Annotated in this window: 22 protein-coding genes and 1 other annotated feature; of the genes, 5 read left to right on the forward strand and 17 right to left on the reverse strand. The window is 40.9% G+C overall.

The features are described 5' to 3' along the window. Positions 1 to 15: 15 nt before the first annotated feature. The 11 genes from NQ503_RS09410 to NQ503_RS09460 form a co-directional block, all read right to left on the reverse strand. Positions 16 to 1,044 carry a molybdopterin-binding protein gene (locus NQ503_RS09410; protein WP_044925549.1) on the reverse strand — a complete coding sequence of 343 codons (1,029 nt, stop codon included), beginning with the start codon at positions 1,042 to 1,044 and terminating at the stop codon, positions 16 to 18. Between the two features lie 124 nt (positions 1,045 to 1,168). After that, positions 1,169 to 2,368 (reverse strand): D-alanyl-D-alanine carboxypeptidase family protein, encoded by a 1,200-nt coding sequence (locus NQ503_RS09415; RefSeq protein ID WP_207635533.1) that lies wholly within the window; start codon positions 2,366 to 2,368, stop codon positions 1,169 to 1,171. 143 nt (positions 2,369 to 2,511) lie between these two features. Continuing rightward, on the reverse strand, positions 2,512 to 4,074 hold the full coding sequence (cls, locus tag NQ503_RS09420) for a cardiolipin synthase (RefSeq protein ID WP_005424515.1): 1,563 nt from the start codon (positions 4,072 to 4,074) through the stop codon (positions 2,512 to 2,514). A gap of 101 nt (positions 4,075 to 4,175) precedes the next feature. Continuing rightward, the gene (rpsU, locus tag NQ503_RS09425) at positions 4,176 to 4,352 is read right to left on the reverse strand and encodes a 30S ribosomal protein S21 (RefSeq protein ID WP_004222305.1); all 177 of its coding nucleotides are present in this window, start codon (positions 4,350 to 4,352) and stop codon (positions 4,176 to 4,178) included. A gap of 160 nt (positions 4,353 to 4,512) precedes the next feature. Then, entirely contained in the window at positions 4,513 to 7,152 is a 2,640-nt protein-coding gene (alaS, locus tag NQ503_RS09430) for an alanine--tRNA ligase (RefSeq protein WP_173908054.1), read from the reverse strand. Positions 7,153 to 7,189: 37 nt separating this feature from the next. Next, positions 7,190 to 8,419 carry a tyrosine--tRNA ligase gene (gene tyrS, locus NQ503_RS09435; RefSeq protein WP_005424510.1) on the reverse strand — a complete coding sequence of 410 codons (1,230 nt, stop codon included), beginning with the start codon at positions 8,417 to 8,419 and terminating at the stop codon, positions 7,190 to 7,192. Positions 8,420 to 8,507: 88 nt separating this feature from the next. Continuing rightward, positions 8,508 to 8,725, reverse strand: a binding site (T-box leader). Between the two features lie 88 nt (positions 8,726 to 8,813). Next, entirely contained in the window at positions 8,814 to 10,340 is a 1,527-nt protein-coding gene (locus tag NQ503_RS09440; RefSeq protein WP_005424509.1) for an LCP family protein, read from the reverse strand. Between the two features lie 19 nt (positions 10,341 to 10,359). Continuing rightward, complete coding sequence (locus tag NQ503_RS09445; protein ID WP_005424508.1) at positions 10,360 to 11,169, reverse strand: immunoglobulin-like domain-containing protein; 810 nt, start codon at positions 11,167 to 11,169, stop codon at positions 10,360 to 10,362. A 16-nt stretch (positions 11,170 to 11,185) separates the two neighbouring features. Next, positions 11,186 to 11,890 carry a polysaccharide biosynthesis tyrosine autokinase gene (locus tag NQ503_RS09450; protein ID WP_173908052.1) on the reverse strand — a complete coding sequence of 235 codons (705 nt, stop codon included), beginning with the start codon at positions 11,888 to 11,890 and terminating at the stop codon, positions 11,186 to 11,188. A 2-nt stretch (positions 11,891 to 11,892) separates the two neighbouring features. Then, the gene (locus NQ503_RS09455) at positions 11,893 to 12,642 is read right to left on the reverse strand and encodes a YveK family protein (protein ID WP_044925546.1); all 750 of its coding nucleotides are present in this window, start codon (positions 12,640 to 12,642) and stop codon (positions 11,893 to 11,895) included. Position 12,643: 1 nt separating this feature from the next. Continuing rightward, positions 12,644 to 13,387 carry a CpsB/CapC family capsule biosynthesis tyrosine phosphatase gene (locus NQ503_RS09460; RefSeq protein ID WP_005424504.1) on the reverse strand — a complete coding sequence of 248 codons (744 nt, stop codon included), beginning with the start codon at positions 13,385 to 13,387 and terminating at the stop codon, positions 12,644 to 12,646. Between the two features lie 216 nt (positions 13,388 to 13,603). Here NQ503_RS09460 and NQ503_RS09465 point away from each other — a divergent pair, with 216 nt between their 5' ends. From NQ503_RS09465 to NQ503_RS09475, 3 genes are all read left to right on the forward strand, one after another. Further along, positions 13,604 to 13,867, forward strand: a complete 264-nt coding sequence (locus tag NQ503_RS09465) for a hypothetical protein (RefSeq protein WP_005424503.1) — start codon at positions 13,604 to 13,606, stop codon at positions 13,865 to 13,867. Between the two features lie 281 nt (positions 13,868 to 14,148). After that, positions 14,149 to 14,475, forward strand: coding sequence for a hypothetical protein (locus NQ503_RS09470; RefSeq protein ID WP_005424499.1), 327 nt, complete (start codon positions 14,149 to 14,151; stop codon positions 14,473 to 14,475). Positions 14,476 to 14,499: 24 nt separating this feature from the next. Further along, entirely contained in the window at positions 14,500 to 14,778 is a 279-nt protein-coding gene (locus NQ503_RS09475) for a hypothetical protein (protein ID WP_005424498.1), read from the forward strand. A 56-nt stretch (positions 14,779 to 14,834) separates the two neighbouring features. Here the strand turns inward: NQ503_RS09475 and pgsA are convergent, their stop codons facing one another. From pgsA to NQ503_RS09505, 6 genes are read right to left on the reverse strand one after another with little or no spacing between them, the layout of a single operon-like run. Next, positions 14,835 to 15,374 (reverse strand): CDP-diacylglycerol--glycerol-3-phosphate 3-phosphatidyltransferase, encoded by a 540-nt coding sequence (gene pgsA, locus NQ503_RS09480; protein WP_005424497.1) that lies wholly within the window; start codon positions 15,372 to 15,374, stop codon positions 14,835 to 14,837. Continuing rightward, a complete protein-coding gene (gene rimO / locus NQ503_RS09485; protein ID WP_005424496.1) occupies positions 15,358 to 16,695 on the reverse strand; it encodes a 30S ribosomal protein S12 methylthiotransferase RimO in 1,338 nt (445 codons plus the stop codon). The genes pgsA and rimO overlap by 17 nt, the downstream gene beginning before the upstream one ends. A gap of 54 nt (positions 16,696 to 16,749) precedes the next feature. Next, positions 16,750 to 17,070, reverse strand: coding sequence for a DNA-directed RNA polymerase subunit omega (gene rpoZ, locus NQ503_RS09490; protein WP_005424495.1), 321 nt, complete (start codon positions 17,068 to 17,070; stop codon positions 16,750 to 16,752). A gap of 1 nt (position 17,071) precedes the next feature. Next, positions 17,072 to 17,704 (reverse strand): guanylate kinase, encoded by a 633-nt coding sequence (gene gmk / locus NQ503_RS09495; protein WP_005424494.1) that lies wholly within the window; start codon positions 17,702 to 17,704, stop codon positions 17,072 to 17,074. After that, complete coding sequence (locus NQ503_RS09500; RefSeq protein WP_022388800.1) at positions 17,697 to 17,969, reverse strand: extracellular matrix/biofilm biosynthesis regulator RemA family protein; 273 nt, start codon at positions 17,967 to 17,969, stop codon at positions 17,697 to 17,699. Before NQ503_RS09500 ends, gmk begins: the two co-directional genes overlap by 8 nt. An 18-nt stretch (positions 17,970 to 17,987) precedes the next feature. After that, positions 17,988 to 18,866: a YicC/YloC family endoribonuclease gene (locus NQ503_RS09505; RefSeq protein ID WP_005424491.1), complete on the reverse strand. Its 879-nt coding sequence runs from the start codon at positions 18,864 to 18,866 to the stop codon at positions 17,988 to 17,990. Positions 18,867 to 19,049: 183 nt separating this feature from the next. On the opposite strand from NQ503_RS09505, the gene NQ503_RS09510 reads away from it, so the two are divergent. Beyond that, a complete protein-coding gene (locus NQ503_RS09510) occupies positions 19,050 to 19,892 on the forward strand; it encodes a YitT family protein (RefSeq protein ID WP_005424490.1) in 843 nt (280 codons plus the stop codon). Positions 19,893 to 19,928: 36 nt separating this feature from the next. Beyond that, positions 19,929 to 21,683 (forward strand): Rqc2 family fibronectin-binding protein, encoded by a 1,755-nt coding sequence (locus tag NQ503_RS09515; protein ID WP_005424489.1) that lies wholly within the window; start codon positions 19,929 to 19,931, stop codon positions 21,681 to 21,683. The last annotated feature ends 6 nt before the right edge of the window (positions 21,684 to 21,689 follow it).

Raw genomic sequence — 21,689 nt, forward strand, 5'->3', positions numbered from 1 at the left:
CCTTTATAATACGGATTATTTGCCAAAGCCACAGTTTGGAAAAGTACAGACATCACAGTTCAGACAAAGTCCTCCCTCACCATATGATGCAATTTCATCTGCGCAAATCCGGTCATCGGCCATAATACGGGGAAGAATAAGATCGAATACAGTCCGTCTGGCATACATGACACAGCCTGGAAGACCAAGGATAGGAATGATTTTATCATTATTTTGGTAATAGGAAAGAAGAAGCATGGCACCAGGAAGAACCGGTGCTCCATATGTGACAATTTCTGCACCGGTATCTTTGATAGCACCGGGGGTACGATCATCAGGGTCTACACTCATTCCTCCGCTGCAGATCACCATATCGGCACCCTGATCTATAAAGCTCAGAATATCTGAGGTAATCTGGCTGCGCTCATCCCCAGGCAGTGTCTGCCCCAAAATCTGACATGAGAATTCGTCAAGTTTTTCTTTCAAGACTGGAGTGAAAGTATCTTTGATCAGTCCTTTTTGTACTTCGCTTCCGGTCGTAATGATTCCAACTTTTTTAGAACGGTACGGAAGGATGGAAAAAATCGGTTTTGTTCCGGCCACTTTCTCTGCCTTATCCATTTTGGATTTTTCGATAACCAGAGGAATGATTCTCGTTCCGGCAATTTTATCTCCTTTTTTTACAGGAAAATCACCATGTCTGGAAGCAATCATCATTTCACCCAAGCTGTTGACTGCAAGCAATGCATCTCGGCGGATTTTGAGTACGCCATCACAGTCGGCAATCAATTCGATCTTTCCTTCTTTGATATCACTGCCGTGCATATGAATATCAGCGGATATACGGTAGAGAATTTCTGCCGCTTCATTTTCGTGAAGAATACCCTCCTGTTTTTCCCAAACATAAAGATGTTCTTTTCCGACGGAAAGAAGTGCCGGAATATCTTCTTCGCGAACGATGTGACCTTTTTTAAAGAGAACACCCTTTTTTTCATCCTTTATAATTTGTGTTATATCATGGCAAAGCACATGCCCGACAGCATCTTCTGTACGAATCTCTTTCATTGCATCCATCTCCTGTTCCTGCGAAATTCTGTCGAAATCACTCTGGAATTGCTGTTTATTTCGTCTACAGCAACCATTTAGATTTTATTATACCTCGAACAGAAGGAAATTGTCAAAATAATTGTTAACACCAGAAAGTACAGAGGGTATCTTTCAGACAATCGGTATATTTTCTGATTCTTATTGATTCAGAATATATGACCGGTATGCGACCAAGCTCCTTCTGACCGGAAAAATATATGATTTCTCCAGCCTTTTCTCCTTTTTTTACAGGGGCGTTCACAGAGGCAGGATGAATGTATTTTTTGTTTACCGTCGTAATCTTTGTTCCATCGGTACTTAAATAGCGAAAAGTTTTTCCATATTGAACAGCTGCTGATCTGTGAAGTCCTCTTTTTACAGGGATAGCAGGGAGTGACTCCGGAGTGTTATCTTCATAGATGCTACATCTGGAAAATCCGTAATCCAGAAGAGCTGCGGCATCTTTTAATCTTGCTTTATAATCAGGAGCAGCCATTACCACAGATATCAGTTTCAGGCTATTTCTCTCTGCTGTTGCTGAGAGACAAAATCCTGCTTTACTAGTACTCCCCGTTTTGAGTCCTCTGCATCCGGGATAAGTCCGAATCAGTCGATTGGTATTGGTGAGTCCGAATTCTTTGATTCCCTGACTTGTTTCATGGATAATTGTTTCCATCCATATAGAAGAATAATCAAGAATTTTCGGATATTTTACGATGAGTTCCCGACTCATGATCGCAATATCATTTGCGGTTGTGTAATGCTCGTCAGAATCCGTCAGACCACAGCAGTCAATAAAGTGAGTATTTTTCATTCCCAGACGGTCAGCACGCAGGTTCATCTGTGCTACAAATTCCTGTTCTGAACCGGAGATAAACTCGGCCATTGCCACACTGGCATCATTACCTGAGGCAATGACGATACATTTTATAAGCGTTTCTACTGTCTGTATCTCTCCTTCTTCAAGAAAAACCTGTGATCCGCCCATGGATTTTGCATGTGCGCTTGTTGTGACTGGATCAGTCAGGGAAATGTCCCCAGCATGTAAATGGTCAAAAATAAGTATCAATGTCATAATCTTTGTGACACTTGCCGGACTTCTGCGAGTATCTTTATCCTTGGCATATACGAACTGTCCGGTTTCAGCCTCCATAAGAACAGCGCTGGGAGCAGAAAGTTCGGGACCGGATGTGGAATTTTCCTGTCCGGCATAGACAGAGATCATACAGATATGTAAAAGCAGAAAAAAGAAACATAACGGAAGGAGAAGATATTTTTTGCGGAGGATTTTGTTATTTCTCATAAAAATTTTCCTGTCAGGCACTTTAGTATTATTGTAGCGGACAATCATAAAAATATACCTAAGAAACATAAAAACAGTATCTTTCCGCAGTTAAAATCCGCGGAGGATACTGTTTCTGTAAAAAAGCTTCATCCAAATGGATGTCAGAGTAAAGGTGCAAACAGGCGAAGAATACTCTGAAAAGCCCGTATGACAATGTTTCGGTTCCGACAGAAATCAATACTGATCGGATCACAGTAATTGAGTGTTTCCTGAAAGTCAGACAAGATGTCCTGGATAACTTTGTTTTTATAAAACCATACACCATTTTCAAAATGCAGATACAGACTGCGGTAATCCAGGTTGATTGTCCCAACGACGGCGATTTCATCATCGCAGACGAAAGACTTTGCATGAAGGAAACCTGGCTGGTATTCATAAATATGAACACCTGCCTCCAGAAGTTGTTCATAATAAGACTGTGTCAATAAGAAGACCATTTTTTTATCAGGAATCCCTGGTGTCATAATACGGACATCAACGCCACTTTTGGCTGCCAGACAGAGAGCCGTCATCATTTCATTATCAATGATCAGATAAGGCGTGCAGATATATACATATTTGCGGGCACGGTTAATGATGTTGAGGTAAACATTTTCACCAACAATTTCTCCATCAAGAGGTGTATCACTGTAGGGCTGTACATATCCGTCACTTTCAAATGAGTCTGGATGAAAATGATGTGGCAGATGCAGTTCATGGTCAATTGGCTCGGATGAATTGGCAATTACATTCCACATGTGCAGGAACATAACGGTCATATTCCAGACAGCTTCTCCTTTCAGCATGACTGCCGTATCTTTCCAGTGACCAAAACGACGCTTCTGATTAATATATTCATCAGCAAGGTTAATTCCGCCGGTGAATCCTGTTTTACCATCAATAACACAGATTTTACGATGATCACGATTATTTTGAACGATATTCAGAAGCGGACGAAATGGATTAAAAACCTGGCATTGAATGCCTTTTTCGCGAAGAAAGCGTTCATAATGATAGGGAAGTGTTGTGAGGCATCCAAAACCATCATAAATCAGGCGGACGTCAACTCCTTCGGTTGCTTTTCGTTCAAGAATATCCAGAATCGTTCGCCACATCACGCCATCATTGATAATAAAATATTCGATGTAGATATAATGTTCTGCCTGCTCCAGTTCACGAACAAGCACAGGGAACATATCATCTCCTACCTGGAAATATTCAGCAGTTGTATTAGTGTGAACCGGGAAACTGGAGTATTGATGAATATATCTGGACTGGACTGCCGCAGATTGAGAGGATTCCTCAAGACTTCTGGCGACATCAGGATCCTGTTTCATATAGGAAAAGCTTTCCTCCTGAACCTGTGCATATTTATTCTGGATTGCCTGTGCAATTCTGGATTTACCAAAAAGTATATACAACATAACTCCTAAAACAGGGAGACAGAGAATCAGAATCGTCCATCCGAGTTTATAAGACGGATTGATCTTTTTGTTTACGATCCAGAGTACGACCAGGATGCTGATCATACTGATTACATGCGAAATATATTTTGAATATGCTGCCAGTCTCCATGCGGTGATCAACAACCATGTAAGCTGAAGCATCAGCGCAACTGCAACATAAAAAATTCGATTAAATAATAACTGTAAGATTTTCTTGAAGGTATGAATGATACGATGCATAAATGTCCCTTTTTATTGTTTTACAGCATTGTTAATTTAGTGACGATTCATAAATCTTAAAAATCCCTGACGGAATTGTCGTCAGGGATTTTTGCGCACAATTAATTATATTTACGTTTTCTTGCGGCTTCAGATTTTTTCTTACGACGAACGCTTGGTTTCTCGTAATGCTCTCTTTTGCGGATTTCCTGCTGGATACCTGCTTTTGCACAGCTTCTCTTGAATCTGCGAAGAGCGCTATCTAAAGTCTCGTTTTCTTTTACGATAACGTTTGACATAGACTCACACCTAACCTCCCTCCAGTTGTAGATTGTGCTAAAATACAACTGTCTGGGTATTTTTCTTGCACGAATGTTATTATATAACATAGCTGTAACATTCGTCAACATTTTTTGGCTAAATTTAGAAAAAAATTATTTCATCAAAAAACAGTTCTTATTAGTGGAGCTGCTGTTCCAGAATTCCAGCTGCTGCTTTTACTGCTTCGTCTGCCTTTTCCGGATTTTTTCCACCAGCCTGAGCCATGTTTGGACGACCGCCGCCGCCACCACCTACGATCGCTGCGACACCTTTAATAAGATTTCCAGCGTGCGCTCCTGCTTTCTGAGCTGCATCTGTAGCCATAGCAAGAAGGTTTACTTTACCTCCGTTTACAGCTGCAAGAACAACAACACCTTCTCCGATCTTTTCTTTGAGCTGATCTCCAAGATCACGAAGTCCGTTCATATCAACGCCCTCAACCTTGGCTGCAAGGAGTTTTACGCCTTTAACATCAACGATCTGGTTCATAACATCACCGAGAGATCCCTGAGCCAGTTTGCTCTTGAGAGATTCATTCTCGCTCTGGAGAGATTTTACTTCTGCCTGAAGATGTGTGATCTTCTCAGTAATTTCTGCAGGCTGTGCTTTGAGTGCTTTGGCAACTTCCTGAAGCATAGTCTCCTGTTTTTTATAGTATTCAATAACGCCGTTTCCTGTCAACGCCTCAATACGACGCACCCCTGCTGCAATACCTGCCTCAGATACGATTTTGAAGAGCATGATGGAACTCGTGTTTTTAACATGTGTACCACCACAGAGTTCTTTTGAGAAATCACCCATGGATACAACACGTACTTTCTGATCGTATTTTTCACCGAACAGAGCCATTGCACCGGATTTCTTTGCTTCTTCAATATCCATAACGTCTGTTACTACAGGAAGAGCAGCCTGAATCTCTTTGTTTACAAGTGTTTCTGTCTGCGCAATTTCCTCTGGAGTCATTGCCTGGAAGTGAGCAAAGTCAAAACGGAGTCTGTCCGGAGTTACCAGAGAACCTTTCTGTTCCACGTGAGAACCAAGAACAGTCTTGAGTGCTTTCTGAAGAAGATGTGTTGCACTGTGGTTTTTCTCTGTGTCACGGCGGGCCTGCTCGTTAACCTTAAGGGTTACAGTCTCTCCTGTGGAAAGCATTCCGGATTCCATACGTCCGACATGACCGAATTTACCACCACGAAGTTTGATGGTATCTTCTACTACAAATTTACCGTTTGCTGTTTCAATTACACCGCAATCACCTTCCTGTCCACCCATGGTAGCGTAGAATGGTGTCTCTTTTACAAATACAGTACCTTTTTGACCTTCCACCAGAGAAGTTACGATTTCTTTTTCAGTTGTGAGAACTGTAATCTCGGAATCATAAGTAAGATGATCATATCCCTCGAATTTAGTGGTTACGTTAACATCGATCTCATCATATACAGTGGCGTCAGCTCCCATATAGTTGGTTACTTCACGTGCGGTACGTGCTTTGACTCTCTGTTCTTCCATTGCTTTCTGGAAGCCTTCTTCGTCGATTCCATAGCCTTTTTCTTCAAGGATCTCTTTGGTAAGGTCAAGTGGAAATCCGTAAGTATCATACAGTTTGAATGCATTTTCTCCGGAAAGAGTTTTTTCTCCGGCAGCCTTTATCTCTTCCTCCATGTCGCCGAGGATGCGAAGTCCCTGATCGATAGTTTTGTTGAACTGATTTTCTTCGTTAGTCAGAACTTTAAAGATGAATTCTTTCTTTTCTTCCAGTTCCGGATATCCGGCCTTGGAACCATTGATCACTTCTGCACTGAGTTTTGCGAGGAAGCTTCCCTCGATTCCCAGAAGACGTCCATGACGTGCTGCACGACGGATCAGACGGCGGAGTACGTATCCACGTCCCTCATTAGTCGGCATGATACCATCAGAGATCATAAATGTAGCAGAGCGGATATGGTCTGTGATCAGACGGATGGATACATCATCCTGATAGTTTTTCCCATATTCTTTGCCGGCAATCTCACATACCAGGTTACGAAGTGCACAGATGGTATCTACGTCAAAGATAGAATCAACATCCTGTACAACAACAGCCAGACGTTCAAGGCCCATACCTGTATCAATATTTTTCTGTTTCAGAGTTGTATAATTTCCGTTGCCATCGTTTTCGAACTGAGTGAATACATTGTTCCATACTTCCATGTAACGGTCGCAGTCACAACCTACGGTGCAGCCAGGTTTGCCACAACCGTATTTTTCCCCACGGTCATAATAGATTTCAGAACATGGGCCACATGGACCTGCACCATGTTCCCAGAAATTATCTTCTTTACCAAAACGGAAAATTCTGTCTGCCGGGATTCCGATTTCTTTATTCCAGATATCAAAAGCCTCATCATCGTCCTGATACACAGATGGATAAAGTCTGTTTGCATCCAGACCGACAACTTCTGTCAGAAATTCCCAGGACCAGTGGATTGCTTCTGTTTTGAAGTAATCTCCAAAAGAGAAATTACCAAGCATCTCAAAGAATGTACCATGACGTGCTGTTTTTCCAACATTTTCGATATCACCGGTACGAATACATTTCTGACATGTGGAGACTCTTGTTCTAGGTGGTTTCTCTGCACCTGTGAAATATGGTTTCAGTGGAGCCATACCTGCATTGATCAGCAGGAGGCTCTTGTCTCCCTGTGGTACCAGGGAAAAGCTTTTCATTACGAGATGTCCTTTACTCTCCATGAAATCAAGGAACATCTGACGAAGTTCGTTTACTCCGTATTTCTTCATGATTCTTTCCTCCTAAAAGAAAGTATATAAATACTTATTATTTGGCATAAACTCTGTTAAATTTCTTTTTGCCTCGCTTGAGGACAACTCCATCACCTGTAAGGGTATCTTTGGAAACCGTGTGTTTGATGTCTGTGATCTTCTCACCATCAATGGAAACACCACCCTGCTCGATTGCACGACGCCCCTCAGAACGTGTCGGAACAAGACCTGCTTTGATCAGCATGGTAATAAGGTCAATGGTTCCTTCTTCTACGAAGTCTTCATCAGTCAGTTCTGTGGTCGGCATATGTGCAGTGTCAGCTCCGCCAGAGAAAAGTGCTCTTGCGCCTTCCTGTGCTTTCTTGGCTTCTTCTTCACCATGAACCAGGTTGGTCAGTTCATATGCAAGGATTTCTTTGGCTTTGTTTAACTGACTTCCTTCCCATGTTGCCATCTCGTCGATCTGCTCAAGCGGAAGGAATGTAAGAAGACGCATGCATTTGATAACGTCTGCATCATCCACATTTCTCCAATACTGATAGAAATCAAATGGAGATGTCTTGTTCGGATCAAGCCATACAGCACCAGACTGTGTCTTACCCATCTTCTTGCCTTCTGAGTTCAGAAGAAGTGTGATGGTCATAGCGTATGCATCTTTGCCAAGTTTACGACGGATCAGTTCTGTACCGCCGAGCATGTTGCTCCACTGATCATCACCGCCAAACTGCATGTTGCAGCCGTATTTCTGATATAACATATAGAAGTCATAACTCTGCATGATCATGTAGTTGAATTCAAGGAAGCTAAGTCCTCTTTCCATACGCTGTTTGTAGCATTCAGCAGTAAGCATACGGTTTACTGAGAAATGTGCGCCTACATCACGAAGCAGATCTACATAATTCAGATTCAGAAGCCAGTCCGCATTGTTAACCATCAGTGCCTTTCCGTCAGAAAAATCAATAAAACGAGACATCTGTTTCTTGAAGCAGTCAATATTGTGCTGGATGGTTTCTTTTGTCATCATCTGACGCATATCGGTTCTTCCTGATGGATCTCCGATCATACCGGTACCTCCACCGAGAAGTGCGATCGGACGATTGCCTGCCATCTGCAGACGTTTCATCAGGCAAAGAGCCATAAAATGTCCTACATGAAGACTATCAGCGGTAGGGTCAAAGCCGATATAAAATGTTGCTTTTCCATTGTTTACCATTTCTTTGATTTCATCTTCATCTGTTACCTGGGCAATCAGGCCTCTGGCCTTCAATTCTTCCCATACTGTCATAATAAATTCCTCCTGTAATGAAATGCAGAAAAGTTTTGGCACAGTATATTCTGCATGCTATGGTATTAAAAAAGCCCGGTTCCTGTCCGTTTAGGACGAGAACCGGGTCCCGTGATACCACCTAAATTCGCAGGAAAAGTTCCCGCCTCATTGAGCACGATAACGAGTGCCAATCCGTCGTAGCCTACTGAAATTTTCGGTACGAAGCTCCAGGATGTATTCACATAAGTTCTGCATGTGCCTCTCACCAGCCGGCTACTCTCTGTCTGCTTTCCTTAGGCTACTTCTTCCCTTCAAAGCCGTTATAATATACTTCTAAAAGTATACAAATTGATAAAAAATTTGTCAAGAGCGTTTTGCTGCTCTTTTAACAACTTAAAGTGACAAAACATTTCTACTGAGCAGAAACATCTGCCTCAGAAAGCATGAAGCCCTGACGAACTTTCTGCATAAGTGTTTTGGCTTTGTCAACAGTTGTCTGATCAGGAACCATAACATAAGCTTTCTGACTCATGGAATATGGCTTCTGTGTATCCCCTGTACCGTCTACACTGTAGGAAAGAACCTGCCAGCTGCCGCCCTCATCGAGCTGCTGTTTTACCAGAGAGGTAATAACGTCATATGGAATATTTGTTTCAAAACATCCGGAAAGGCTGTCCAGAAGTGAAAGATAATTTTTCAGGATATCCGGAGAGGTTGCCTTATTGATAACACCCTGAATTACTTTCATCTGGTCTTTGCCTCGCTGACGGTCACCGGCAGAAAATGCATATCTTTCGCGGCAGAAAGCAAGAGCCTGATCACCATTTACCTGATTAGGACCTTTAGTAAAATGATAACCGGAACTGTTCTGTGTCGTAAAATCATAATCAGAATCAACGGTAATTCCGCCAAGTGCATCAATGATCTGCACAAATCCGGCAAAATTCAGGCGGAAATAATAATTGATATCTGTATCATAAAGCATATTCAGCGTATCCATACATACGTTGATACCATAGATTCCTGCATGTGTAAGTTTATCCGGTACTCCATTGGAAATAGAAAGTGGTACATAATAATCTCGTGGGGTGGAAATCATCAATACCTGTTTGGTCCGCGCATTGACTGTAAGGACGATATTTACATCACTTCGACTTGAAGCTGTAATATCGCCCCGTGTATCGATACCACTGACAAAAATCGTATAAATCTGATCTGTTACAGCTGCATCCTGGGTTGTGTCTGAAGAATCCTCTGCCTGTACATCTGTCTGAACCGGTGCCGGAGTATTACGTTCTACCAGTTTTTCTACCTGTTCAGATGCAATTTCACGGATCTGAGAAGAAAAGCTTGCATAATTGTCAATTTCATCAAAAACATCCAGATATGCTCTGTTAAGAACGATTGCCTGACAGTCGCCTTTCAGAAGTCCATCGGCAAGTTCTGTAAGGCTGCTGTATTCTTTGGTACTTACTTCCCCACCGGTCTCACTTGCCATCTGTTGTAATGCAGTGTCTGTGTTTTCTCGATCGAGATCTGCCAGAATACCAAATGAATAACTGGCTGCATCCATAAGGCTCTGGGCTGCATCATCCTGTTTGACATATACATTGATTTCGGTGATCTCTTTATTAACACCTGTAATATCATCAAGTGCAGATACTGTTTTATAAATATAAAAACTTGCAATTCCAAGAACGGCAAGAATGATAACCATCAATATGATTCCAATCCAGAAACGAATCTGTTTACGGAATTTTCGAATCAGAAGATGATCGATCAGAAGTAAAACAAGTAATACTGCAAATACGATACCAATGTACTTGGCAGAAAGCAGGTTTGTATAGAGCAGCAATACAGTAAACGCTATTTCTGCAACAAATAGTAAAATAGTTAAGATGATTCCTGGCATGCGATCCTGTTTTTTGGTTATTCTCATTTTTTCACATCCTGTTTGATTATTCAACAATTACAGTCAGTACTGCATTGTTGGAAATGTTATTTTGTGAGTCGATTACATAGTAAGTACATTTGTATGTCCCCGGAACTGCAGAATTAACTTCACCTGTGATCTGTACCTTCCGCCAGAGCGTATATACATCATCGGAATCATCTTTGATCTCACTGACATAGGACAACAGATCTACAGAGGTTCCCACAGGGACCTTGATCAGATAATCCTTGAGATAAATTCTAGGATTCTGATCAGACATAGCATTTGCTTCCGCTTCTTGTTTTTCTTTTTCTGCTGCAGCCTCATCAACTTCCGGTGTAGGAGTTGGCGTTTCCTCAACAGCAGCAACATCTGCATTCTCTTCTGCATGATCAGCAGCCTCTGGATTTTTACTCTGCTCAGCATCTACACCAGTTGTCGCCGCAGAATCTGCATTATCGGTTTTTTCTCCAAAAGCAGATGTATCTTCAGAAGCTTTGCCGGCATCGGATGGATCCATTTCCATCTCATATTTCTGCTTGGTGATGTTATTGGAATTGTCTTTTGCAGTATAAGTAACAGCGACATGTGAGTCATCAATCTCATACACGGATTCTACTGTTAGAGAAGATGAAACGTCTCCATCTTTCCGGTCAGTTGCAGTCACTCCGGTCAGAAGTTCTTCATTACTCATATCAGAACGATATACAGAAGGTGCTTCAGAGGTAAATACAATTTCTGGTCCTTCTGTATCTGCATTCATTCGCATAAAGCCTACGCCTCCGGCGAGACCAATACATACAACGAGCAGAAGTGCAACCCATTTTTTGGACATAATCTATCAATGCTCCTTATTTCTTTTCGGTTTTCTTGTCACCGTACTTGCCATAATACTTACCATAATACTTACCATAATACCCCTGCTTGCTCATGTCAACCTTATTTAATATTACACCAAGTATTGGGCAGTTACATTTTTCAAGCTGGCCTTTTACATCCTGAGCGAAACGATAACTGATCACACCGGATTCCATGACTATAATGGATCCGTCACATTCATCTGCAATGACTGCACTGTCAATAACACTTCCAAGTGGCGGTGTATCAATGATCACATAGTCATAAACTTTTCTGATCGCAGATAAAAATCGTTTGAAATATTTGCTACCGAGAAGTTCTGCCGGGTTCGGCGGAACAGTTCCTGCATAAATAATATGAAAACGTGGAACATTTGTAGCACAAATAACATTTTCAATCGTTTCCTGATGGGAAAGAAGATGTGACAGTCCCTTGATCTCCTCTCCTTCTACTTCTGTACGTCCCATAAGCACAGATTTACGAAGGTCAGCATCAATAAAAAGAACTTTTTTTCCTGAATCTGCCAGAGATAAAGCAAGATTCAGAGAGACTGTACTTTTTCCTTCATTTGGTGTACAGCTTGTAACTGCGATCACTTTTTTGTCTTCACCACAGAATAAAAGGTTTGTACGTAATGATTTATAGGATTCGTTTGCACTGTAATCCAGTTCCTGACGATAAATATTAACTTCTTTCATGATTATCTTCTCCCTCTGGCTCTTTTCTGTTTCTGTTTTTTCTTTTTCTTTTTACGATCTGTTTCAGTTAACGGGATCGTACCCAGAACACTGAGACCAAGATATTTTTCGACATCTTCCTGTGTCTTCACAGTATCGTTGGAAATATATGCGATCAAGATGATCGCAACAGACAAGAGTACGCCAAGGAGTACACCGATAATACCATTTTTACTGATACTTGGACTTGACTGCTGATCCGGAATGTTCGCTGTTTCAACAACATTTACGGCATCAATATCCATTACATTTTTAATATGGTTTGCAGCAACATCTCTGATAGCATTGGCAATCTTGCATGCTTCATAAGGGTCTGCATCTGTTACAGTGATTGAAAGAATACGAGTATCTGTTGCAGAATCTACTGTCATTTTTTTCAGAAGTTCTTCATGTGTGAGATCAAGATTTAACTGCGCGATCACACCTTCAGTAACTGTACGGCTTTTGATCAGTTCTGCATAGTCTTTTGTCAGAGACAAACTTGTCTGCATATCCTGCTGAGTAAGTGTATTGTTGTCCTGCTTACTTAACACGTACATTTTTGTAGTAGATTCATATTGTGGCGTAATAAAAAGAATTGTTCCACCAATAAAAGCAAGTCCTGCAATGATTCCTGCCAGAAGAATGATCCAGAACTTGTTTAATAATACATGGAATAATTCTAACACATCAATTTCAATATCGGTATTGTCTTGTAAATTCTGCTGTTCCATTTTATCTTCCCTTCCTACGCTGTGCATCCGCAATTATTTTTTGTGGATTTCTTATGAAAAGCTGGTTTGCATAAGAATCTCCTTCTTTTTTTGAAACATAATCATAAGCTTCACCAATTCGTGATATCCGTTCTTTGGTTCCATGACAGTCAGAACCAACAAAACTGAGCAGATCCTGTTTCATAAGCTTTTTACAGTATCGTCTGGTACCAAATCCGTCTTTTCCAATGATACTGTCGGCATTCACCTGCATAAGCGCACCGAGATCTGCCATTTCTTCAACAAATCCGATATCTTTTCGCATACATTCATAACGTTCGATATGTGCTACAATTGGTTTGTAACCATGAGAAAGCAATGAATATAAACGTTCTCGGATATAGCTTGCTTTTGTGCTTCCCGAAAATTCTGTAAGAACATAACGGGAACCGGCCATTGTGTGTACTTCTCCGCTGCGAAGCATCTCTACCATTTCCATATTAGAATGAAATTCGCATCCGAGATATACGTGAAGATCAGGTGCAACTTTTCTAGCCAGCTGTTTTAATACCAAAAACTGGTGCTCCACTGTTTCAATGGGAGTTTCAAACATCTGAAGCCTGTAATGGGGAGTTGCAATAATATTGCGTACACCCTGTCTGTATTCCATCTGAAGCATTTTGTATGCTTCTTCTGCGCTCGAAGCTCCGTCATCAACCGAAGGAACAATGTGACAATGTATGTCAAACAGTCCCTTATCAGGCATATTCTATCCTCTCCTTTTCCTGCTTTTTGCTTTTATAAGCAATATTAACATTCGAATTATAGCTCATTTCAATTCCCTTTTCAACAGAATTTTCATATATATGCGAACAAAAATTATGTGGAAATAAAAATTGTTTCTCTTCTCAGATAATTGTAAGTAACGCATAAAGCTTTCACTGCATAATATGAAGTGTAAACAAAACCTGGAGGATTTACTATGAGTGATTTAGCTGCTACAAATTGTGGATGCGGTGATGAAAGATGCGGATGTAATAACAACTGTGGCTGTGGCAATGGAAACAGTCTTTTTGGAGATAACTCCTGTAATTGTATTCTCTGGATCATCTGTCTGATGTGTCTGTGCGGAAACAATGGGTATGGAAACGGATGCGGCTGCAGCAATGGCAATGATTCCTGCTGGATCATTATCGTACTGCTCCTGCTCTGTGGTGGATGTGGCAATAACGGTTGTGGCTGCTGATATCTTTGGGAGGCAGAGGTTATTTCCTCTGCCTTTTCTGTGTATGCTGTGAAGAATGTATGCCTGCTTTTTTGTCAGGAAAATGTTTCGTGTCTTTTTTCTTCTTTTCAAAACACTCGAGATCGATTTCATAAAATGCATTTCCATTTATAATAAGTTTTTCTTTTTTCATATTCAGAAAATCCTTTTATTTGTTGAGATAATTTATAGTATGTCAAATCTTATTGCACTGTCATAAAATAATTAGCAAAAGCATATAATCGTTAGAAAGGAGTGGCTGTATGGAACAGGAAACCATTGCACAGACCATGTTGGATCAGCTAGTCACCGATGAAAATTCTCAGATGCTGAAAGCACTGATTCCCTATTTGTCTTTTTCAGGTCAGAGAATACTGGCTGCATACGCCAAAACACAGGAACTGTGTAACACACTTCAGTTATTTTCCAGGCCACAGAACGATATGCAGATCTGCAGTTCCAGGCCAATGAACCCAATGGAACTGTTAAATGATATCCGAAAATTCAGTTATGGAGAAAACAGAAGAAAGCTGGACCAAGCAGTAAATATGTTTGCAATGCTAGAGATGTTGATGACAATAAATGAATAAACAGTTTTCTGGGGAGGTGATCAGATGGCGATGAATGATGACTGGAAAAATGATCCGAAGCTGAAAGAAATTGACAAAACCAAATTAGATATGCTGCAGAACCTTGCAGAAAAGGGCAATGGAAAAAGCGTGTCAGACATGATGCCATATTTAATGAGTGCTGCTGCTTCCGGAAAAAAGAATGGACTGCATTTTTCACAAAATGAAATTTCAGCGGTCCTTGAAGTGATGAAAGCAGGAAAAACTCCACAGGAAGCGTCCAAAATTGACCGTATTGTAAATCTGATGCGCATGATACACTAATAAATATCCCCCGAACGATCATATATAACGTCCGGGGGAATTCCGTTATCTGTATATTATTCCTGCATGGACAGAACGGTTCGGTTCTGCCAGATGTAGGTGATCAGAGAAATGATGGTCAATGCAAGGGAAAGCCAGATAAAAATCTGTTCAAGTATAACAAAGATACCATCAAAATGAAGTATCAGCAAAATGATCATGATCATCTGGGAAGCTGTTTTAAATTTTCCCCAGTAGTTTGCAGCAATTACAATACCATTTTCGGCAGCAATAAGGCGGAAACCACTGATAATAAATTCGCGGGCAATGATAATGATGACGAACCATGCAGGAAGACGTTTGAGATCGATCATACAGATCATTGCAGAACATACAAGCAATTTATCCGCCAGAGGATCCATAAATTTACCAAAGTTTGTAACAAGATTGTTTTTACGGGCAAGATATCCGTCAAACCAGTCTGTAACGCTTGCGACCACAAACAGAGTCAGAGAAATGTAACGATTGGCTTCTCCGCCCCATCCGGTCAGAAGAAATATTACAAGAAAAGGAACAATGATCATTCTTGCAATTGTAAGTTTATTCGGTGTATTCATCAGCCAACTCTCCTATCAAATCGTATTCCATTGCGCCTGTTACTTTTACTTTTGCAAAATCGCCTGTAACAAGCAGTTCTCCTGTTTGAACAAACATATATCCATCTACCTTCGGAGCATCTCCGTAGGTACGTCCGATATAGGCACTTTCGCCGGAAACCTTTCCTTCGATCATAACAAGTAATTCCTGACCGATACGGTCATTTCCTTTTTCCAGGGAAATTTCCTGCTGCAGTTCCATGATCTCATCACGGCGTTCTTCTTTAAGTTCTTCTGGTACCTGTTCTTCCATTGTTTCGGCAGGTGTTCCCTCTTCCGGTGAATACGTGAAAACTCCAAGACGGTCGAATTCCATTTCATCTACAAATTCCATCAGTTCCTGATGGTCTTCTTCTGTTTCGCCCGGAAAGCCTGTGATAAGGGATGTCCTGAGAACGATATCCGGGATTTCTCTGCGCAGCTTGGTAATGATTCCTACAAGTTGTGCTTTGGAAGTGCGGCGGCCCATACGTTTCAAAATACGGTCGCTTGCATGCTGGATTGGAAGGTCAAGATAGTGGCAGATCTTCTTTTCCTCTTTCATGACCTGGATCAGTTCATCATAAATTTCTTCCGGATAACAGTAAAGAACACGGATCCAACGGATTCCTTTAATCTGGCAAAGTTTCTTAAGAAGGATATGCAGAGTTTTTTTGCCGTAAAGATCAGTACCATAGACGGTTGTTTCCTGTGCAACGAGAATCAATTCCCTGACTCCCTGGGAAGCCATATACTCGGCCTGCTTCAGAAGACGCTCTTCAGGAACACTGCGGAATTTACCTCTCAGCGAAGGAATGATACAGTAGGTACAATGCTTATCACAGCCTTCAGCAATCTTAAGATATCCGAAATGTCCACCAGTTGTAATGACTCTGCGACCGGAATCTTCCGGGAGAGCATTAATATCTTTGAATTCCTGAAAAACATGACCGGCTTCTGCTTCATTTAATGCTTTGACGATATCTCCATAAGAAGTAGTTCCAAGAACAGCATCTACTTCCGGAATTTCCTCTGTGATTTCTTCTTTGTAGCGTTGAGCCATGCAACCAGTTACGATCAGTATTTTGCATGGCCCGGTTTTTTTGTATTCTGCCATTTCAAGAATCGTATTAACGCTTTCTTCTTTGGCATCATGAATAAAGCAGCATGTATTGATGACAATCGCATCTGCTTCTTCTTCAGAGTCTACGATTTCATGACCATTTCCGGTAAGCAGTCCAAGCATTTCTTCGGAATCTGCAAGATTTTTATCGCAGCCCAGTGATATAAATAATATTTTCATATATTCTCCTGATAGACGTAATCAGAAGACATAAAGTCTTCTGATTACTCTGGTTTACTGGTTATTTTCGGTTGTTTCTTCGATATTTTCAACAGTCTCTTCTGCAACCGTCTGTGTTTTTGTTGTATCTTCTTCCGCTTCTGAAGCAGCTACGATCTTAACTTCGCCCTTGTAGAGCTCATCAATCGCTATAGAAAGAGGTTTTTTACCAGCAGTGTTAGGTACCAGCGGTTCTGCGCCTGCAATCAGCTGTCTTGCTCTTTTGCTGGTTGCAAGAACCAGTGAGTAACGGCTGTTCAGCATCATTGTGTTGTCGTCTTCCTCTACATTGTTGTTGATTGCCTGAATAAGTTCAGAATATGATGGATGTATCATATTATTTATCTCCTTTCATAAAGATCCGGGCTTCTTCCTGGATCGTGTTGATAAGTTCTTCGTTGCGCTGTGCTCGACAGCGTTCGCTCAAAATGATCTGATGAAGCTGATCGACACAGTCTTCAACCTGATCATTGATCAGAATGTAATCATAATTATTCATTCCCTCCGATTCTTCTGCCGCACGTCTGAGACGAGATGCAATCACATCAGCCGTTTCTGTACCACGGCCTATCAGACGGCTGCGAAGTTCTTCAATCGTAGGTGGGGTTACAAATACCAGAACTGCTTCCGGAATTTTTTCTTTGATCTTCATTGCACCCTGAATTTCTATTTCAAGGATTACGTTTTTCCCCTGAGAAAGCATATCTTCTACATAAAACCGAGGAGTTCCGTAATAATTACCCACGTATTCAGCATGTTCGAGAAGCTGATCTTCCTGAATCATAGCTTCTACTTCTTCTCGTGTTCTGAAAAAATATTCAATACCATCTCTTTCACCTTCACGAGGTTTCCGCGTTGTTACAGAAATTGAAAGCGCATAATTTTCATATTTTTCCAGAAGACGTTTCATTACCGTACCTTTGCCGGCACCTGAAAAGCCGGAAACAACTGTTAAAACACCTTTACTCATGTTCCTCTTCCTTTTCTTCATAATTATTAGCTTCCGCAAAACGCCGGGCAATCGTTTCCGGTTGAAGTGCGGATAAAACAAGATAATCATCAGAGGTTACAATAACTGCTTTTGTTTTACGGCCCTGTGTTGCATCAATCAGAGAACGGGTTCCCTTGATGCTCTGGATCATTCTCTTTACCGGTGCTGCATCAGGACTGACAACTGCAACGATCTTGCGGGAATTAACTACGTTTCCAAAGCCGATGTTGATTAATTTTGCCAAAGCTGTATTCTGCCTCCGTTATTCTATATTCTGGATCTGTTCACGGATTTTTTCAATCTCTGTCTTAAGATCGATCGCGATATTGGAAACTTCCAGATCATTTGACTTGGAAAGGATCGTATTTGCTTCGCGGTTCATTTCCTGTGCCATAAAGTCCATTTTGCGGCCAACACCTTCTGATTCCTGAAGAATCTTCTGCATGCCATGAATATGACTGTGCAGTCTTACGGTTTCTTCATCATTACAGATCTTGTCTGAAAACAAAATAACTTCTGCTGCGATACGATTATCATCAATCTGAGAATCTTCCAGGAGTTCATGTACCTTCTGTTCCAGTTTCTCCCGATATGCCAGAACCACCTGCGGGGACCGTTCTTCAACCAGAGATACTTTCTGATCAAGACCTTCAAGCTTGGCAAGCAGATCTTCTTTCAGATGATTTCCCTCTCTGGTACGTGTTTCTACGAATTTGGTACAAGCCTCTTTTAATGGATCTGAAAGCAATTTCCATAGTTCTTCCTCGTCTACAGACTGTTCTTCCATGCTCAGAACTTCCGGATATCTGGATAAAGCTGTTACTCGAATATCATTTTCCAGATGAAATTCTTCGGCCATCTGATTCAGATAATGGAGGTATTCTGCAGCCAGATCTTTGTTATATTTCAGAGTATAATCACTGGAAATATAGTCTTCATAAGTGATAAATACGTCTACTTTGCCGCGCTGCATGTATTGCTTTAAAAGATTTCTGACCTGACCTTCCAGCATATTGAAACGCCGTGGCATTTTGATGTTCAGATCAAGATATCGGTGATTGACTGATTTCAGTTCAACCGTAATCTTACACTGACTGGTTACTTTTTCTGCGTGGCCGAAGCCTGTCATACTTTTTATCATAAGCTCTCTCACTTTGCAAGTCTCTTTTTTTACATACAGATTTATTATAGAGCATTCTAAAAATCTAGTCAATTCGTTTTTTCTATAAAATATTTTATAAACAGTCAAATACCCACGTTGACATTTCCATACTGCCCGCGTTACAATGATTCGGATGAAATATAAGGGGGAATCATATATATTATGAAAGAAAAAATCAAACACTTTTCGCTGCTTACCGTCAGTACTCTGATCATGGCAGTAGGTACATATTTTTTCAAGTTTACGAATAATTTTACATTTGGCGGAATTACAGGCCTTGCAGTTTTGGTTGCTGATAAAACATCCATTTCAGCCAGTGACTTTTCTTTTATTGTAAATATGCTGCTGCTTATATTGGGATTTATTGTACTGGGAAAAAAATTTGCTGCCAAAACAGCGTATTGCAGTATCCTTTTGTCAGTTGTTCTTTCTACATTGGAACGAGTATGTCCGATGGATCATCCATTGACTGACCAGACTATGCTGGAACTTTGCTTTGCAATAGCTCTTCCGGCACTCGGATCTGCGATTTTGTTTAATATTGGTTCATCCAGTGGTGGAACAGATATCATTGCAATGATTCTTAAAAGATACAGCAGTTTCGATATTGGTAAAGCTCTTCTTGTGACGGATATACTGATCACAGTTGCTGGATGCTTTGTTTTTGATATCCAGACCGGTCTTTACTCATTCCTTGGACTGACGATTCGTTCCTTTATGATTGATAACTTTATTGAAGGATTTAATCTGTCCAAATATTTTAATGTGGTCTGTGATGAACCGGAAGCAATCTGTAATTTTCTTGTGCATGAACTCAACAGAAGTGCAACGGTCGTTCATGCACAGGGGGCTTTTTCCGGAAAGGACAAATATATTGTATTTACTGTTCTCAGCCGGCCTCAGGCAGTACGTCTTCGTAACTATATTAAAGAAAATCAGCCGAGCGCATTTATGCTGATATCCAATACCAGCGAGATTATCGGAAAGGGTTTTCACAGCATCTGATTCTTATGAAAGAAATTTTATTAAAGGAGAAATAGAATGGCATTTGATGGTATTACCATTGCAGCAATGGTACAGGAATTACATAAAAATCTTGACAATGGTCGTTTTAATAAAATTGCGCAGCCAGAGTCGGATGCATTGATGATTACAGGAAAAGGTGCGAATGGACAATGTCGTTTATTTATATCCGCCAGTCCCTCTCTTCCTCTTATTTATTTTACCGGCAAAAATAAACCCAATCCACTGACAGCACCCAATTTTTGTATGCTTCTTCGCAAGCATCTGAGCAGTGCGCGAATTGGAAGTATATCTCAGCCTGGCCTGGAGCGTGTTGTAGAATTTGAGCTGGAACATCTGAATGAACTTGGCGATCCATGTAAGAAATATCTTATTGTCGAACTGATGGGAAAATACAGCAATATTATTTTCTGCGATGAAAACCGGATGATTCTTGACAGTATCAAACATGTGTCTTCACATATGAGTTCAATCCGTGAAGTTCTGCCGGGAAGGGATTATTTCCTGCCACAGACTCAGGAAAAATATGACCCACTGACGATCGCAGAAAAAGATTTCCGAAATGTTGTATGCAAAAAGCCATGTAATATTGCAAAAGCGATCTATACAACCCTGACAGGTATCAGTCCGCTGATTGCCGAAGAAATCTGTTATCGTGCTTCGATTGATGGAAATGATGCCGCACAGTCCCTGGATGAAAATGCCTCTGTACATCTGTATCATACATTTAAAAGACTGATTGAACAGGTACAGGAGGAAAAATTTTCTCCGAACATCATTTATCACGGTGAAGAACCTGTTGAATATGCAGTAGTTCCGCTTACACAGTATGGACCGGATTATCACAGTGAAACATTTGAGTCTGTATCAGAAATGCTGGAGACTTATTATGCATCCAAAGAAATTCTGACCAGAATCCGCCAGAAGTCTTCAGATCTTCGAAGAATCGTACAGACAGCCCTGGAACGTAATCGCAAAAAACTGATCCTTCAACAGAAACAAATGAAAGATACTGCAAAAAAAGATAAATATAAAGTATATGGTGAGCTTATCAATACATATGGATATGGCCTTGAAGACGGTTGTAAATCCTTTAAAGCGCTGAATTATTATACGAATGAAGAAATCACGATTCCAATGGATCCAGCTATGACACCAGGTGAAAATTCCAAGAAATACTTTGACCGTTACGGAAAATTGAAACGAACAGAAGAAGCTCTGACCGAGCAGATCGCTGATACAGAAGCTGAGATAGAGCATCTGGAATCTATCTCAAATGCTCTGGACATCGCACGTGCAGAAAATGACCTGAGCCAGATCAAAGAAGAACTGACAGAATATGGATATATCAAAAAGCACTATTCGAACAAAAAAGGTCAGAAAGCACAGGCGAAATCGAAACCGTTCCACTACATTTCCAGTGATGGCTTTGATATTTATGTTGGAAAAAATAATTTTCAGAATGATGAATTGACTTTTAAGATGGCAACAGGTAATGACTGGTGGTTCCATGCTAAAAAAATGGCAGGCTCCCATGTTATTGTAAAAACACCGGACGGTGAAATTCCAGACCGTACCTTTGAAGAAGCAGGCCGGCTTGCGGCTTATTATTCCAAAGGCAGAACTGCTCCAAAAGTAGAAATTGATTATATTCAGAAAAAGCACGTCAAAAAGCCAGGTGGTGCAAAACCGGGATTTGTTGTTTATTATACAAACTACTCTCTCATGGCTGCTCCGGACATCACAGGCATTAAAGAAGCCCCCCAGTCTTAACTGGAG

This window comes from Blautia obeum ATCC 29174 (assembly GCF_025147765.1).
In the GTDB taxonomy this organism is placed as follows: Bacteria; Bacillota; Clostridia; order Lachnospirales; family Lachnospiraceae; genus Blautia_A; species Blautia_A obeum.